The sequence below is a fragment of the Thioalkalivibrio sp. HK1 genome, assembly GCA_000583135.1.
Classification (GTDB): domain Bacteria; phylum Pseudomonadota; class Gammaproteobacteria; order HK1; family HK1; genus HK1.
Window position 1 is genome coordinate 17074 of record JFBG01000019.1, and the last position, 17278, is coordinate 34351.

At 51.0% G+C, this 17278-nt stretch carries 15 protein-coding genes; 12 read left to right on the plus strand and 3 right to left on the minus strand.

The genetic code is table 11. The features are described from left to right. Nucleotides 1–148: 148 nt before the first annotated feature. Nucleotides 149–349, minus strand: coding sequence for a hypothetical protein (locus BF99_RS23710; RefSeq protein WP_156013196.1), 201 nt, complete (start codon nucleotides 347–349; stop codon nucleotides 149–151). A 324-nt stretch (nucleotides 350–673) separates the two neighbouring features. Then, nucleotides 674–910 carry a hypothetical protein gene (locus BF99_RS22845; protein ID WP_156013197.1) on the minus strand — a complete coding sequence of 79 codons (237 nt, stop codon included), beginning with the start codon at nucleotides 908–910 and terminating at the stop codon, nucleotides 674–676. A 66-nt stretch (nucleotides 911–976) separates the two neighbouring features. On the opposite strand from BF99_RS22845, the gene BF99_RS20350 reads away from it, so the two are divergent. Both BF99_RS20350 and BF99_RS0106535 read left to right on the plus strand, forming a co-directional pair. Next, nucleotides 977–4390 (plus strand): Eco57I restriction-modification methylase domain-containing protein, encoded by a 3414-nt coding sequence (locus BF99_RS20350; RefSeq protein ID WP_081759133.1) that lies wholly within the window; start codon nucleotides 977–979, stop codon nucleotides 4388–4390. Between the two features lie 12 nt (nucleotides 4391–4402). Next, entirely contained in the window at nucleotides 4403–4828 is a 426-nt protein-coding gene (locus BF99_RS0106535) for a transposase (RefSeq protein ID WP_025770239.1), read from the plus strand. A gap of 950 nt (nucleotides 4829–5778) precedes the next feature. On the opposite strand, the gene BF99_RS22415 is transcribed toward BF99_RS0106535, so the two are convergent. Further along, nucleotides 5779–6531, minus strand: coding sequence for a TaqI-like C-terminal specificity domain-containing protein (locus BF99_RS22415; RefSeq protein ID WP_081759135.1), 753 nt, complete (start codon nucleotides 6529–6531; stop codon nucleotides 5779–5781). A 73-nt stretch (nucleotides 6532–6604) separates the two neighbouring features. Between BF99_RS22415 and BF99_RS21880 the strand changes: the two genes are divergently transcribed. The 10 genes from BF99_RS21880 (at nucleotide 6605) to BF99_RS0106610 (ending at nucleotide 17176) form a co-directional block, all read left to right on the plus strand. After that, complete coding sequence (locus BF99_RS21880; RefSeq protein WP_025770241.1) at nucleotides 6605–7552, plus strand: site-specific integrase; 948 nt, start codon at nucleotides 6605–6607, stop codon at nucleotides 7550–7552. A gap of 473 nt (nucleotides 7553–8025) precedes the next feature. Further along, nucleotides 8026–8220 carry a TRAP transporter large permease subunit gene (locus tag BF99_RS0106555; RefSeq protein WP_306699619.1) on the plus strand — a complete coding sequence of 65 codons (195 nt, stop codon included), beginning with the start codon at nucleotides 8026–8028 and terminating at the stop codon, nucleotides 8218–8220. 29 nt (nucleotides 8221–8249) lie between these two features. Next, entirely contained in the window at nucleotides 8250–9023 is a 774-nt protein-coding gene (locus BF99_RS0106560) for a LamB/YcsF family protein (protein WP_025770243.1), read from the plus strand. A 57-nt stretch (nucleotides 9024–9080) separates the two neighbouring features. Continuing rightward, nucleotides 9081–9812: a 5-oxoprolinase subunit B family protein gene (locus BF99_RS0106565; protein WP_038097553.1), complete on the plus strand. Its 732-nt coding sequence runs from the start codon at nucleotides 9081–9083 to the stop codon at nucleotides 9810–9812. A 52-nt stretch (nucleotides 9813–9864) separates the two neighbouring features. Further along, complete coding sequence (locus BF99_RS0106570) at nucleotides 9865–10863, plus strand: 5-oxoprolinase/urea amidolyase family protein (protein WP_197019057.1); 999 nt, start codon at nucleotides 9865–9867, stop codon at nucleotides 10861–10863. Between the two features lie 347 nt (nucleotides 10864–11210). Beyond that, complete coding sequence (locus BF99_RS0106575; protein WP_025770246.1) at nucleotides 11211–12176, plus strand: metal-dependent hydrolase; 966 nt, start codon at nucleotides 11211–11213, stop codon at nucleotides 12174–12176. Nucleotides 12177–12958: 782 nt separating this feature from the next. Further along, nucleotides 12959–14332: a tRNA (N6-isopentenyl adenosine(37)-C2)-methylthiotransferase MiaB gene (gene miaB / locus BF99_RS0106590; protein ID WP_025770249.1), complete on the plus strand. Its 1374-nt coding sequence runs from the start codon at nucleotides 12959–12961 to the stop codon at nucleotides 14330–14332. A gap of 292 nt (nucleotides 14333–14624) precedes the next feature. Next, entirely contained in the window at nucleotides 14625–15644 is a 1020-nt protein-coding gene (locus BF99_RS0106600) for a PhoH family protein (protein WP_038097584.1), read from the plus strand. Next, the gene (gene ybeY, locus BF99_RS0106605) at nucleotides 15641–16213 is read left to right on the plus strand and encodes an rRNA maturation RNase YbeY (RefSeq protein ID WP_025770251.1); all 573 of its coding nucleotides are present in this window, start codon (nucleotides 15641–15643) and stop codon (nucleotides 16211–16213) included. The genes BF99_RS0106600 and ybeY overlap by 4 nt, the downstream gene beginning before the upstream one ends. Nucleotides 16214–16222: 9 nt before the next feature. Further along, nucleotides 16223–17176: a transporter associated domain-containing protein gene (locus BF99_RS0106610; protein ID WP_025770252.1), complete on the plus strand. Its 954-nt coding sequence runs from the start codon at nucleotides 16223–16225 to the stop codon at nucleotides 17174–17176. Nucleotides 17177–17278: the final 102 nt, after the last annotated feature.

The window sequence follows — 17278 nt, forward strand, 5'->3', positions numbered from 1 at the left end:
GTCATTGGCGCAGCATCTCACCGTGTGGTCCTGGTTTCCGGCGAGGACGACCGATCTTGGCTGCATGCAGATGAGACGATATACCCCGGAGCGATTGATCTTCCACACTTGGTACACCCGCAACAGGCCGAGAAGAAGATGGCGGCGCTCATTGCCTCGACCTCCACTGCACAAAAGGACGACCCGCTTCCATCCTCTCGATCTTCTCGCGCAGCAACTTGTTGTCCATGGTGGTCGAAGCCGACAAGGATCCCAGCTTGCCGACCTTCTTGGTCGCAGGATCCGACTTCTTCTCTTTCGAAAGCACACTCGGCTCTTTCGAAGAACGACTCGTACCAGCGACTGACATCGGCGGCTATCACTTCGAGGCACCGGGCGACCGGTTCCATGGAATCACCTCCAATCACTCACACAGTAGACTCGAACTTGCGCGCCCCCGTCATTGTCGTCGGTGGGGCCTAGCTGATTCCTGCCGGATGTACAGATGACCGAAGAAGGCCATCAAACAGGCCATCAAGGAAAGCCCTTTCCATAGCGAAAGTCACCGAGAAGTGGATGTGCGGCTAGGATACAATAGCATTTGCACATTGAGAGCGCGGGTCTTACATCTCATGCGAGAAAACGAATGGTCTGCTCGTGAACCTTGCCGGAGACCGGCCTGTGGTATGTGCTCTCATGATGGCCCCATCATCCCTTTGAAGGTTGATGAGATGTGGGGCACCGACATTGACGATGACCGATCTTGATTGCCGTCTTCGCGGACATCGACATCGCTCGGTCGGTTGTCTGAGGCTATACTCCGCAAGCCCTTCAGCGGTTCAAGGACGAATACAAAGAACAATGGCTGATCAATCGTTGATGACATCGGCTCGCCAAGCCAGTTCATACGCGACAAGATGGATGCAGACATCCGTCTGACCTCCGTAGAGTGCCCCATAACCCAAGTGCGCTACAATTGCTTATAAGGAGCCTGACAATGTCAAGAAAAATTAGTGATTTATTCAAAGGGTCTTATGATCGCGACCAGTGGATTGAGGTGTTAGACCAAGCATTTGGTCGTGATCGATTGAAGCGATTTCGTTCGGATAAAAAAATAGACAGTGCGAACGTGAAATCTTGTATCCAGTGGGGTAATTTGATGCTTGATGAAGACCATGGTGAGGAAGTTGGTCTCTTCGAGGTCAAGATAAAACCTCAAACTAAGATTCGCAGAAATCGAGTAAATCTGAGAAGTGTGATAGCAAAGGCTTGTAGAGACTACGGGCTGGATGGAGCTTTGGCGATCTATCATGATGTAGACGGTATGGAAAAGACTTGGCGATTGAGTTTTGTGAGAATGGATTATTTAGAAGACTCTGAGAAAAAGCGATCTGGTAGTAAGCGGTTCACATATCTGCTCGGTGAAGGTCAGAATGTTCGGACTGCAACCGAAAGATTCAACATGATATCAGACAAAGAGAAATCACTGGATAGCATTGAGCAAGTATTTTCTGTGGAAGAATTGAATAAGGAGTTTTATAAGAAACTCGAGAAGTGGTATGATAAAGCTATCAGAACCATTTCCCTCCCTCGAGTTGGAGAAACATCCATTCAAAAATCCAATAGCGTTATTCGGATGATTACGCGGCTATTATTTGTCTGGTTTATCAAAGAAAAAGGATTGATCAATCAATATCTATTTGATGAAATTAAGGTAAAAGACTACATTGACTATAAAAAGCCTAGTAGTTATTACAAAGCTATTTTGCAAAATTTATTCTTCGCAACATTGAATCAAGAAATTAGTGATAGAAAAATGGATGAAGAAGACTCAAGGTCATATAGTTATTATCTAGATAGCTCTATGCCATTATTTAGGATCTCTGACGATCAGGTCAAAAATCTGTTTCTACAATCTCCATTTCTAAATGGTGGTTTATTTGAATGCCACCCTGAAGATGGATTTTCCGTTGAAGATTCAAATAGAATTATTGTACCTAATGATCTTTTCTTCGATAATGAAGAAAATGGGCTGATTCAGATTCTTGAGCAATATCGATTTACCGCAGAAGAATCTACACCTCTAGATGTAGATGTAGCACTTGATCCCGAGCTTTTAGGAAAAGTATTCGAAAATCTGCTAGCGCGTCATAATCCAGAAACCAGCGAGTCGGCACGAAATAAAACAGGAAGTTTCTACACAAGCCGTCAGGTTGTTAATTACATCATTGATGAGGCGCTGAAGCTTAGACTCTCTAAGCATGATGAGCGATCCGAATGGAAAAATAAAATTGTTCGATTAATCGACAGTTTGGACGAAGATTTGGATGAAGGTATCGCTGACGTTTGTTTTGACGAACATGAAACAGAGAAATTAATTTCCGCGATATATAGTATGAAAATTATCGATCCAGCGGTAGGTTCAGGGGCGTTTCCTATGGGAGTTCTACATAGATTGGTGACTATTTTGAAAATTGTGGATCCAAATAATAACAAATGGAAAAATAAAAATATTGAAATTGCAAAACAAATCCCCGATATTGATCTTAGAAATCAAGCAATTAGTGAGATTGAACAAATGTTTTCTAAATCCAATGATCATGGTGATTACTCTAGAAAGCTATACTTAATAAAAAATAATATTTATGGGATTGACATACAGCAGATTGCAGTCGAGATTGCGAAGTTGAGGTTTTTTATATCATTGGCAATTGAACAGAAGCCAGAACAAGATATGTCAATCAATTATGGAATTAATTCCTTACCGAATCTAGAAACCAATCTCATTGTAGCAGATACTTTACTTAAGATTAAGTCATTAGTTAATAAGAACAGATTAAAGCAAGTGGGAATATTTGGAGGGGATGAGCTGAGTAATTTTCAAAAAGAAATTTTAAAAATAAGAGAGGAATATTTTTATGCTAACGATGATATTAATAAATCAAAATGCAGAAATAAAGATAGTAAATTAAGAGAAGATATGAGAAGTTACATTGCTCAAACTTCAAATATATCGGAGGATGAGAAAGAAGAATTCAATAAAATTTGCTCTTGGCTGCCTTATGATAAAAATCATAGCGCGGAATGGTTTGATCCTAAGTGGATGTTCAATGTTGATGGATTCGATTTGGTTATAGGTAATCCTCCCTATATCCAGTTGCAACAAAGGATCTCAAATGAATCTAGTGAGAAATATGGAGATCGCTATAAAAATTTGAATTACTCTGCTTTTGCTCGAACTGGTGATATATATCAACTATTTTATGAGCGTGGATGGGAACTACTAGATTTGCATGGCTGCCTTTGCTTTATCACTTCAAATAAATGGATGAGAACGGACTATGGAAAAAATATGCGTAAATTCTTAGGCGAAAAAGTTGGTGACATCAAAATTTTGGATCTGGGTGCTGATGTATTTGAAACAGCGACTGTCGATACCAACATTCTTTTATTTAGTAAGATACAGAGAAAGATGTCGATTGATTATGCATCTTTTGAGCATGAGAATAAAAAATCTCTGAATTTATCAAAAATTAGATTTGAGCAAATGTCGACTCCAAAGAATGATGATAGCTGGATTTTGCTAAATCCAGAAGAAATGGCATTAAAAGAAAAAATTGAACGAATAGGCACTCCTTTGAAAGAATGGGATATATCCATTTATCGAGGAGTTTTGAGCGGCTACAATAAAGCCTTTATCATCGATAAAGAGACTAAGGATGCATTGATCGAAGAGGACTCGAAATCTGCAGACATCATTAGGCCTGTTTTGCAAGGGAGAGATATTGGAAGGTATCATCTTACTCCATTCAAAAAATATCTCATTGCAACCCTCCCGTCAAAAAATCTTTGCATCGATGACTACCCAGCAATCAAAAAGCATCTGCTTTCATTTGGACAAGATCGTTTGGAGCAATCGGGATGCGTTTTACAGGATGGATCTCGCGCTAGAAAGCACACACCACACCGATGGTATGAACTGCAGGATACTTGTGCTTATTACGGAGAGTTTGAAAAGGAAAAAATCGCCTTTCCGGGAATCAACAGAAAATGGCGATTTATTCTAGTAGAAACTGGGATTTATATATCAGCACCTATGCGGTTTATTACAGCAAAATCAGGGCTGAAATACATAAAAACCATCTTAGAAAGCAACATAATTAAGTATTATTGGAAAACAGTTGCAAATATGCAAGATAGTACTGGTTTTCAAATGGATAATTACATGGTAGAAAAAATGCCAATATTAAAAATTTCCAATCAAGAGATGCAGAAATATATTTCTCAGTACGATAAAGTTATGAAAATGGAAGAAAAGCCTCACTCTAAGCTGAATCATCTAATATATGGCCATTATAATCTAAGTAAGTCAGAGATACGAATAATCGAAAGATCTCTAAGCAAAATATAAATCATCCTCAGTGTGCCTGAGTTTTTCGAGCGGTTTCCGGACGAAGCCTCCGCTCGAGCGTTCATCGAGAAGCGGCTTTGGAAAGATGGGAAGCCGACCTGCCCCAAGTGTAAAAGCCAACGCCACGGTATCTGGAAATCTCGCGAAGGGTACTATCGATGCAAGGGGAAGGGATGTCGGAAGGTCTACTCGGTGAAGCACGGCACTATTTTTCACGCAAGCAAGATACCTCTGCGCAGTTGGCTGTATGTCTTCTATCTGTGGCACGTTTCTCGCAAAGGCATCTCCTCGGTGCAGTTGTCGAGGCAGCTGGGCATCATGCAGCCATCGGCATGGCACATGCTCCTGCGCGTGCGTCAAGCGTGCTCCGGTCAGTTGGCGAAGTTGTCGGGCGAGGTCGAGATGGATGCGACTTACATCGGCGGCAAGGAGGGCTAACCAAGCACGCGGACAAGAAAAGGGGGAAAGGTCGCGGACCCGCAGGAAAACAGCCCATTCTCGGCATCCCAGACCACTGGACGGGTGAGGTGAGAGCCGTTCCTCGGTGCACCAATACGTTTCCAACCAAAGCAGATTTTCCTTTGATGGTGCGGGTGAGTCGCTCGGCGCAGCCACTGCCTTACGTGAGCAAACGAAGGACGGCGACGAGTCGATTCCCAACCAACTGACCTCTTCTTGGAAGTCATGGCTGACATACTAGGATCCATTATCATGGCGGATGGAGTCCGTCAGCCACTCCTTGGCCGATATCTCTGAAGCGCTCTTTCGCCCATTAGCGAATGGGCTGCAACGCTTCAAAGCGCGTATCACGCTTAGGCCCCGTATATATCCTCATACAGATTGATGGTCGATAGATACGAGGACGGCGACTAATCTTTCATGTGCTCAAAGTGATCGTCGTCGTGTTGGTATCCCACATCTCATTGATGCATTGACGGGAATAATGGTTCGGCCGCGGGCCATGAGGCAGTGTCGCCGACAAGACTTAGCGAACAAACAGTTGTTCCACACATGAGCCGCAAGATCCGCACTCTCGATGTATAAATGCCTTTGCATGTGCCAAGCGCGCATCCATCACTTTGAGGTGTTTTTCGCTATGGATATGGGCTAGATAACTTTGGTAATCTGCGCATCTTACCTGCTTTTTCTCACTAGCAGCTGACCTCGGTCGCAGTCATATTGGGGCTTCTGGCTACTGACTGGATAGGCTCGCCTAGATCCGCTAGATTCATAATATCTTACTTGCATTCGCCACCGATCGCTTCCCGGGTCAAGTCCGCCTCTCCGCTTGCTTTTTTGCCACGGGTTATCCAGATTCTCTCTTACAATCGAGTATTGACCAATGCCCTAAATCACACTAGTGTGGAAGGTGTTACAATTCACATCGATCAATTTTTCATGCCTTTAATTGTTAAATTTATTTCTTTATCTGTTAGTTCATAGTATTCATAAATTAACTGATCAATTCTAGAATCCAAAATTTCATTCCTCTGACCAATACTCACATCATCCATAATGCATTCCACATATTTTTCGACCTGCTTTTTTATTATTGTTTTTCTTTTAGACGGATAAGGAATAGGTACATTTTCTAAAAATAACTTGAAGTAACGATATCCATGATCTCCCAAACCACCACCAGCATAAAATTGTTTGAATATAAATGTAAATAATTTAGAATTTAATACTCCAAGTAAAAAAATCAAATTTTGACCTGTTAATATATACGCAGTATTTGTAAAATATATATTTTTACGATCAAGATAAAATCGAGGAGATGTGGATATATCTGAATAGGCGATTTTTTCCTTTTCAAACTCTCCGTAATAAGCACAATTACGAAGGTTATAGGGAGTTGCCCCCTGATCTTGTCTAATATTGATTTCATGATAGTGTTTATCCAAATGCTTTTTAATAGCGGGATAATTTTTTACATCTATCCTTGGAGCATTACGATATCCATTATGAGTTCCAATCAAATATTCTTTTATTTCCTCTGTTTTATATCTTCCAATGTCTCTACCTCTCAGTATCGGTTTGATGATTTCCTCAGATCGCGGATCTTCTTGGATAAGTGCATCCTTAGTCTCTTTATCAATGATAAAAGCATCGTTGTAGCCGGTTTTTATTCCGTAGTAAATGGATTTATGAAGTGTAGTGAGTTTTTATGGCATGATCAGAACCCTTTTTTCTAACCACAAGGAGATCTGTCCAATGGATGAACAGTATAGCAAGATCATGCAGTCGGCACTGTCCGAGAATACTCGACTGGCGTATCAAAAGGGCTGGCAGAGGTTTGAGCAATTTTGTCATTACAAGTTCCTTAAAGCCTTGCCTGCGGCTCCCTCGACAGTGATTGATTTCCTGATTACGCATGCTACTCAGCCCGTAGGGCGTAATGGCAATCCGCTGTCGATGGGAACCGTTTCTCTCTACAGCAGTGCGATCAACCATAAGCACATACATTCGGGATTTGCCTCGCCGGGTTCCCATCCGGAGGTGATCATGGCGCTGCGTGGCTTGATGCGGGTATGTGGTACGAAAGTCAGAAGAGTCGAAGCACTAAGAGAGCATCAGGTTTTAAAAATGCTCAAACTTTGTCCTAAGACGCCGATTGGCATACGCGATGCCGCTCTTTTGGCGATCATTTTTGCTGGGGCTCTGCGTCGGTCGGAGGCTTGCGGTCTTTGTGCCGAGGATATCCGGATCATTAAATCAAGGAATTCGAGGACACCGAGCGGAATGTTTATTTACATTCGCAAGTCTAAGACCGATCAAGAGGGTCGAGGGCAGAAAATCGCGATACCCCCAGGCAAGCGTATCAAACCGATACAGCGGGTATGTGAATGGCTGAGGGTTTCCGGGATTAAGTCAGGGTATCTATTTCAGACGATGAAACGGGGTGGAGGATTGCGTGGCAATCCTCTTCACCATTCGGACATCCCGCGGTTGGTGAAGCACTACGGTAAGCTAATTGGTTTGGATCCGAAGAACATTGCCGGCCATTCGCTGCGCGCAGGTTTCGTGACCAGTGCCGCGGCTCATAATGCTCGGTTGGACAAGATCATGGAGGTTACGCGCCACACCAACCCAACTACGGTGCTCAAATACATCAGGGATGCAGACGCTTTCACGCAACATGCAGGTGATGATTTTTTATAACATCATCTCGATGAAAGGGGCTTTTTCTATGGGAGAGGGTGTGCTTCTCAAGAGCATCCTGACCCCACTTGTCAATCGCTACCTTCCGTTCGCTCCCCGGGGCGGACGGAAGGCCTTTATATGGGTTTGGTGACGCAAGCGACGTTGGGCTTGGCCATCGGTTATGCCGTCGCCGGTCGTCATCATGGCTGGAAGGTCGCGGCGACAGAGTTTCCGGTTAGTTGCCTGATTTGGATGTCTTGATCCATCACTGCGATCCGATTGCCGATTACACGAAGTATTGCGGTTTTACCCGCTCATACTGGTCGATGCTGGAAGCCCTTGCCGCGGTACCGATTTCGGCTCGGTTTTTGGGGAGCATACGTTCTTTTGCTCTTTGGGCTTTTTGCTTGGCTATGAAATATCTCCGTTATCCCCTATGATCACGCCTTAATCAGTGACTCAAGCAACCCAAGGGTAAGGGGGTCATCGTCGTGGAGATGGCGCGGATCACGCCGCCGGTCAGGTTCAATCTTTTCGTCATTCAAGGGCTGACCGGTGAGAATATCGGTCGTATCGCGCGGGCCATCCTCCCGTTCTTTTCGATCATGGTCATGATGGTCATTGCGATCACGATCTTCCCCGAGATCGTGACCTATCTGCCAAGCATCATGCAGTTTCGCGGCTAGCATCCAACCGATTTTTCAAGGAGGACGATATGAGTCAAGTCGATTTGAATTCCGATCTCGGTGAGAGTTTCGGACCCTATACCATCGGGAACGACCCGGAAATGTTGAAGATCATTTCATCCGCCAATGTCGCTTGCGGCTTTCATGGTGGCGATCCCTTGGTCATGCATCGCACTTTGGAATTGGCTCGGGAGAACGGGGTCGGGGTCGGTGCTCATCCGGGTTTCAACGATTTATGGGGATTCGGGCGCCGTCAGATTCGCGTGCAGGATGTCGGTGAGATCGAGAAGATGCTGATCTATCAGGTCGGTGCGATCCAAGGGATGGCGCGGGCCTGCGGTGTGCCGCTGGTGCACTACAAACTCCACGGCGCATTGGGGAATATGGCATGCGTCGATGCCGATCTGGCAATGGCGGCGGCCCGGGCCATCGAAGCCGTGGCGCCGGAACTCATATTCGTTGTCCTGCCGGGTAGCGAGTTGGAGCGGGCGGGCGAGAGTCTGGGTCTCAAGATCGCGAAAGAGATCTTTGCGGACCGCGCTTATGACGATGATGGCATGTTGGTGCCTCGAGGACAACCGGGAGCGATGATCGAAGATGCGAACGAGGCCGCATCTCGAGTGGCTCGGTTCGTCGAAGACGGTGCGATCCAAAGCCAGTCCGGCAAGCGTATCGAGGTCGATATCGATACCATCTGTGTCCACGGAGACAACCCCAGCGCGGTTGCGATGGCGGCCGAGGTGCGCAAAGCCTTGACTTCTGCCGGTATCGAAATCGCTCCGATGGCGCAAAGGCTGAACTGATCGAGCCGGTGCTTTGGTCTTGGTCGGGTCGTTTTTATCCTTGGGGCGGTGAGGCAAATGGGGACGTCGCTGAAATTCCTTCCTAGCGGGGATACGGGGCTCACGGTCCAAGTCGGTACCGATATCGACAAGAAGACCAGCGCCGCTGTCATGCGGCTGCGCTCGGCAATCGAGGCTGCGGCGCTTCCCGGGGTGATCGAGATCGTTCCCGCCTATCTCTCGTTGCTCGTTCACTACGATCCACTCAAAGCCGGCCAGTTCGAGTTGATCGAGGCGATCGAAGCGCTGAATGAATCGACGGTATCGATAGCCGAGGTGGAACCTAAGGCGTGGTCCTTTCCCGTTTGCTTCGAAGGGGAAGATTTCGCACCGGATATCGAGACCGTTGCGCAATGGGCGGGCCTTGCACCGGAGGATGTCATTTCGGATATCGTCGGTGCGGATCAGTTCGTTTATATGATCGGATTCGCTCCCGGGCAGCCATATATCGGCGACCTTCCGGATCGGATTGCGATTCCCCGCCGAAAGGATCCGATCTCAGGTATCGAAGCAGGGTCGGTCGTGATCGCAACCGGCAAAACGGTGATCTACTCGGTTATGAATCCGACGGGTTGGTATGTTGTCGGGCGAACGCCGGTTCCGATATTCGATCGATCGAAGGAGAATCCGGTTCTTCTGCATGCCGGGGACAGCGTTTCCTTGAGGGCTGTCGATCGCTATGAGTTCGAGTCGATTCGAGAGCGAATCATTGCCGGTCGCTATGATCCGATGAGCGATGCCCGGGTATGACGGCGGATGTGAGGGTATGAAGGCTTCTTTGAAGTTCGATTCATCCGGCCCGATGACGACGGTCCAGGATCTGGGCAGGTACGGGGCTCAAGGGATGGGAATCCCCATATCCGGCGCTTTGGATCCGATATCGCTGCGTTTGGCCAATGCTTTGGTGGGCAATCCGCAAGGTGCCGCAGGCTTGGAGTTGCGGTTTTTAGGCCCGAAGATCCGGATCGAAGGCGGGCCGATCCGGATCGCATTGGTCGGTACCCAAACGTCGATCGACATTCTCGAACCGACGCCTCTACGGATTCCATCGGGTCGAAGCGTGACGCTCGCCGATGGACAGGTCTTTAGGATCGGAGGGGTTGCCGATACATCGTGCTGCTATCTTGCAATATCCGGCCGCTTCGACCTCCCGGTGTTGTTCGGGAGCATGGCGACCTTTCAGACATCGGGGATCGGGGGCGTGGATGGGCGTGCGATTCAAGATGCAGACAAGATCGATCTTATCGTCGACACCCCGCCTCTCGGTCCGGATCGAATGCTGATGCGCTCTTTCGAGTGGAACGATCAGGCGCCGATTCGCATCGTCCCCGGTCCTCAGGCCGACTACTTCACGCAAGCGGCATTCGATACTTTTGCGAGCGAGGCTTACGAGATCTCCCGGATGTCGAGCCGGATGGCGCTGCGGCTGGAAGGACCGCCGCTCACCCATGCCAAGGGTTTCAACATTCCATCCGACGGGGTCGTGAACGGATCGATCCAAGTGCCGGGAAACCAAATGCCCATCATCTTGATGGTCGATCGTCAAACCACGGGCGGATATCCGAAAATCGCAACGGTGATATCGGCCGATCTGCCTCGTTTGGGGCGGGCCCTGCCCGGGCAGAAATTACGTTTCAAAGCGATCGAAGTCGATGAGGCCGAACGGATCCGGCGGGATATGGAGGCTAGGATTCAAGAACTTACCGACGATATCGGGTCGGTCTCGCCGAGCATCGAAGATATGAATTCGGTGTTGATGCGCAAAAACTTGATCAGCGGCGCCGTATCGGCTTCCGGCTAGAGCGTGATCCATCCATTGATGATGAGATAAAAATCGCTCATGGCGAGATTTTATAGTTTTCGAAGACAAGTGCCAAGTCCTTTATAAAGAACGACAAGGGTCTATTGCTTTGTTTTACTTGAACTTGCATCGGTGGGATGTTTTCTCATCATAGATGGGAGATTCACTCTATCCATTCGGTCGATATTGTCGATAGGGTTGGATTCGATGGCAATTTTCGAGCGATATGCAAACGAGCGGTGCCGGGTTTGTGGATAAGACGTCATTTTCGAAAGCGGCCCGGTGCCCGATGACTGTGCAACCGGCTGTTCGAGCCCCGATCAGGAGCGATTGATGAGCGAGTATCGATGGATTCGGTGACGCAAGCGGCGCTGGGCTCGGCCATCGGCTATGCCGTTGCCGGTCGTCGTCATGGTTGGAAGGCAGCCGCCGCCGGAGCGGTTTGCGGTTCTTTGCCCGATCTTGATGTTTTGATCTCCTACGGAGATCCGATCGCCGATTATGCGGAGCATCGAGGCTTCACGCACTCGTTGTTCTGGCTGACGCTGGCGGCCCCCGCCGTGGCGTTGATGATGGCTTTGATCTTTCGCACGGCATTCGATCGATTATGGATGCTGGGGATGTGGCTTGTATTGGCGACCCATCCGATCCTCGATGCCTTCACGGTCTACGGTACGAGGTTATGGCTGCCTTTTTCCAGCGAACCGGTGCTGTGGGCGACCATATTCATCATCGATCCCTTATATACGCTGCCCTTGATTGTCGGCGTGGTGATTGCCTTGCGTCGATACCGGCCAAGAGGGACGAGAATCCACTCGCGCGCCCCGCTGTGGGCGTTGGGGTTGACTTGTGTCTATTTGGCTTGGTCGGTGGTCGCCAAGGTGGTCGTCGATGGTCAAATCAAAGACGCCCTTGCGCAAGAAGGGTTTTCCTATACCCGTTATATCTCCACCCCGATATTTTTCAATACGCTGTTTTGGCGCGCGGTGGTCATGACCCCCGATGGCTATTACGAGGGTTATATCCGGGTATTCTCGAACGAGGAGACGCAATGGCGTTATCGAACCAGCCGCACCGATTTGATTGCCGAACTGGAATCATCGAAGGCCTTCCGGCAGTTGCAGTGGTTTTCGCGCGGCTTCTATCGCATACGGGTGCAGGACGACTCGATCGTGGTCGGCGATCTGCGTATGGGGGTGGGCGATGCGTTGATTTTTCAGTTCATCGTGGGCGATATCGGGCCTCGAGGGATCACCTTGCGCTCGCTATCGGAGCGGGTGCGAAGCGATTACTCGCAAATCCTATCCGAGTGATCGTTCCTATGATCGTTCCATTCCCAAGGCTTTGATATCGTCTCGATCCTTTCGAACGAATATTCACCCGGTATCGTCAATCGCGATATCGTCAATCGCATCGATAGACAGGGGCGATCCACGATTGCATGGAAGATCGCTCGCTTCGAATCGAAAAGCTCCTTTCGGTGCCCGATCCTCGGCGAGAGAAGCAAGGCCCGGTAGAAGGCTGGATAGGCTTCGTTGCCCGAGGCTCTTACCGGGTGCGATAACGCGCATGCGAAAATCACAGGTGCGAGAAACAGCCCGCCCCGTCAGGCTGTCTTCTTTTTGGCTTTGGCAAAGGGTGGGAGATCGTCTTTCATCGATTCGAAAGCGCTCGGATCTCTTTGCGAGGGTCGTTTTCGCAGATCCGCCCAGAGCCAAGGTCTCGCTCACCGGTTGGCTCTTCGGCGGGGCGCAAGCCTCCCGAGACAGGATAGAATCGCGCTTTGAAATCGCGTTCCGACTCGAAAGGGATATCCCGAATCATCGCATCGGATGCCGTGCCCGATTCGTCTTCTTATGGATTCGCACTTTGGATAGAATCCCTTGCATTGCCCGCTATCGCCCTTACATGACCTGCAGATCCGGTCAGGGCGAGGGTGGTTTTGCGGTATCGGTTGGCGTGGCCCTATTCGATCGCGCATACTCGTCTTCGCTTTCGTCGCCGCCTTCGTCCACACTTTCATCCACGTTCGGGAAATTTCCCGTACACTGAAACCCTCACATCATTCCCATCTCTTTTCGGTCCATTTCGGCTCATGCCCCGCAAACTTTATATCCGCACCTTCGGTTGTCAGATGAACGAGTACGACTCCGCGCGTACCGCGGACCTCCTCGAGGAGAGCCAAGGGCTCGAGCGTGTCGATCGCCCCGAGGATGCTGACGTGCTCTTGGTCAATACCTGCTCCGTCAGGGAGAAGGCGGCGGAGAAACTCTTTTCCGAGATCGGTCGCTGGCGGCAGTGGAAGAAAGAGCGCCCGGATCTCGTCATCGGGGTCGGCGGTTGCGTGGCGAGTCAAGAAGGCGCAGCGATTCGGGAGAGGGCTCCTTGGGTGGATGTCGTTTATGGCCCCCAAACCCTCCATCGCTTGCCCGAGATGTTGCCGGAGCCGAAGACGTCGGGGAGTGTCGATATCGAATCCAAACGCCGCCCGGCGATCGATATCACCTTCCCCGAGATCGAAAAATTCGATCGATTGCCGGAGCCGAGAGCCGATGGACCCACCGCTTTCGTTTCGATCATGGAAGGATGCAGCAAATACTGTACTTTCTGCGTGGTGCCTTACACCCGCGGGGAGGAGTTCAGCCGCCCCTTCGATGCGGTGATCGCCGAGATCGTCTCACTCGCCGAGCAGGGAGTGCGCGAGATCACGTTATTGGGTCAGAATGTGAACGCTTGGCGGGGGGCGATGTACGATGGCGGCGAATGCGACTTAGCGGAGTTGATTGCCTATGCGGCGGCCGTTCCGGGGATCGGGCGGATTCGCTATACGACTTCCCATCCAGTCGAAATGAGCGAGAGCCTGATCAAGGCCCATGGATCGGTCGATGCCCTTGCCGAGCATCTGCATCTGCCGGTGCAAAGCGGTAGCGACGAGATCTTGCGAAGGATGAAGCGAAACTATACGGTCGATGATTACCTTGACAAGGTGCGGCGATTACGCGAAAACCGCCCCGATCTCTCGCTCTCATCGGATTTCATCGTGGGTTTCCCGGGCGAGAGCGAAGCCGATTTCCAAGCGACCATGGATTTGGTGGAGGAGGTCGCCTTCGATGCTTCCTTCTCCTTTATCTACAGCGCCCGCCCCGGAACCCCGGCGGCGGAACTGCCGGATGCGGTGCCCCTTTCGATCAAGCGCGAGCGTCTTTCGCGCCTCCAAGGCAGACTGAGCGAGCTGGCGGCGGGGGTTTCCCGATCGATGGTCGGCTCTCGTTACCGGATTTTGGTGGAAGGCCCGTCGAAGAAGGATCATCGAGAACTACGCGGGCGCACCGGCAATAATCGCGTGGTCAATTTTCCTTGCCCGGAACGCTTCGATCAGGCGCATCTTGTCGGACGATTCGTCGATATCGAGATCGTCGATGCGTTTGCGAATTCCCTGCGCGGATCGGATCCCCTGATTCTCGAATGATGGGTTATCGATTGATAGGCCTTCGAATGGCGAGCCATCGAATGACGGATATCGAAATAACGGATATCGAATGAAAAACCCTCGAAGGCGATTTTTCCGACCCCTCGATTTTCCGAAGAAGCCATCTTGCGTCGATGGCACTCTTGGGGAAACGATCGACATTTCGGTGCATGGATAGAACGATCCCCTTGTGGCTTCCTCCGATTCCCTTTTGAACGACCCGCACTCGAAGGTCGCTCCCTTGGTGCCTCCCGCGCAAGGGGACGGGGCGGCTCCGACGCATAAGGCCCGTATCGTCTTGGAGCCTGCGGATAATGTGCGTCTTTCGAATCTTTGCGGTCCTTTGGATCGGCACCTGCGTCAGGTGGAAGATCGCTTGGGCGTGGAGATCGTCACGCGCGGCAATGCCTTCGATCTGACCGGGGCTCCGGCGGCGGTGCAAGGGGCTCGCAGGCTTTTGCTCGATCTCTATGCCGCCACCGGGGAGACATCCCTCGACGATCAGCGGGTGCATCTTTTCCTGCAGGAATGGCGATCGCGGATCGCTGACGAGTCCGAAGGCGATCTTGAAAGCGAAGACGAGAACGATAGCGCTCGCAATGAAATTCGCGTTCGGCGGGGGAAGGTGGTGCGCGGTCGCGGTCGCAACCAGCAACGATATTTGCATGCGATCCGTACCCACGATGTCAACTTCGGAATCGGGCCTGCGGGTACCGGCAAGACCTATCTTGCGGTGGCGTGCGCGGTGGAGGCCTTGGAAAGCGATCGGGTCAGCCGGATCGTGCTGGTGCGCCCTGCGGTCGAGGCCGGAGAGAGGCTCGGATTTCTCCCGGGCGATCTTCAGCAAAAGGTCGACCCCTACCTTCGCCCCCTGTTCGATGCGCTGCACGAGACCCTCGGCTACGAGCGGGTGGCGAAGCTGATCGAACGCAATATCATCGAGGTCGCGCCCCTTGCCTATATGCGTGGCCGCACCCTCAACGAATCCTTCATCATCCTTGACGAAGCCCAAAACACCTCCATCGAGCAGATGAAGATGTTTTTGACCCGTATCGGTTTCGGCTCCACGGCGGTGATCAACGGCGATATCACCCAGATCGATCTGCCCGCATCGCAGCGTTCGGGGTTGCGCCATGCGATGGATGCTCTGCGAGAGGTCGATGGCATCACTTGGACATCATTCGGCAGCCGGGACGTGGTGCGCCATCCGATGGTGGCCAAGATCCTCGATGCCTACGAGGCGATGGAATCCAAAGACGAGATCCCCGAGCCATCGAGTCCGAGGGAAGCAAGAGGTCGGATGAGGCGATGAACGGCGGCATTACCGTGCAACGGGTGTGCAAGATGCCCGGCATACCTGCATCCTCTCAGCTCGTTCGTTTCGCGCAAGCGGCCCTTGCCGGGCACTCGCCCGCCGCTCGCATGACGGTCCGGGTGGTGGACGAAGCGGAGGGGTCGATGCTCAATGCGCGCTATCGCTTGCGCGATTCATCCATCGACCGCGCCACGAACGTCTTGGCCTTTCCTTTCGATCCGCCGGGTGTCGCGCCATCTGCGGATCGGGAAATCGGCGATGTCGTGATCTGCGCCCCGGTGGTCGCCCGCGAGGCGATCAGCCAATCCAAATCATTGGAAGCGCATTGGGCGCTGATGGTCGTACACGGCACCTTGCACCTGCTGGGCTACGATCACGAACAGCCCGATGCCGCCGCCGTCATGGAAGCCCTCGAGTGTGATTTGATGATTGCGCTCGGATATCCCGACCCCTACGAGGCGGATGAAGCGCAAAGAAAGGGAGATGCGGCCAGATGCCGCACTCCCACCCCGAACCGACCCGAAACGACTCGAATCCACCCCGACCTTCCTCGACCCATCGGATGAGGTGAAACCGTGAACGAATCCCCCGAAGAACCTCCTAGTAGACCCTCGGGCACCGGGACCTCCGGTGGTCCTCTTGCCCGTATCCCGATCACCTATCGCGCGTTGTTGGAGCGACTGACGAAAGCGAGATCGGATAAGCCGGGGTCGTTGCCGCGGGATCGCAAGTCCTTGATCGAGATCCTGCGTGCATCGGGGCGGCAAAAAAAACTGATCGATTCCGATACGCTGACCATTTTGGAAAACGCGATCAATGTCCAGGATATCCGGGTGCGCGATATCATGGTGCCCAGAGTGCAGATGGTGGTCGTCGAAGAGGATCGACAGCCGGAGGAATTCATTCAGGAGGTGATTGCATCCGGCCATTCGCGCTTTCCGGTGATCCGGGAGGATCGCCATAATGTGCGAGGAATCCTGCTGGCCAAGGATCTGCTGGCCCATTTCGTCGGCCTTGCGGATAAAGGCACTCCCTTTTCCATGGATCAGATGATGCGGCCGGCGGCTTTCATTCCCGAAAGCAAGCGTCTTTATCATCTATTGCGGGACTTTCGCAGAAGTCGCAATCACATGGCGATCGTCGTCAACGAGCACGAAGGCGTTGCCGGGTTGGTCACCATCGAGGATGTATTGGAACAGATCGTCGGCGAGATCGACGATGAGCACGATGACATCGAAGAGACCTCGATCAACGAGCATTCCGACGGCACCTTCACCTTCGAGGCCCGAATCCCGATCAAGGATTTCAACGAATACTTCCGGTGCGATCTCGACGAGGAGGAGTTCGATACCATCGGCGGATTGGTGGTGCATGCCTTCAAGCGCCTACCCGTCAAGGGAGAGCGGACACAAATCGGCGCTTTCCAGTTCACCGTCCTAAGGGCCGACAAGCGTCGCATTTACCAGCTAAGGGGACAACGATTGCCGATGACCGATGAATCGGGCGCAGATTCATCGGAAAACCCATAGCGAATCCTCGCCCCGGATCGCTCGATGCCGATGGTGGGGCTTATCCCTTCGAAAGCCCAGAGGCCGACGGCAAGAGCCTTGAAGGGAGATTCGTTCGGTAGG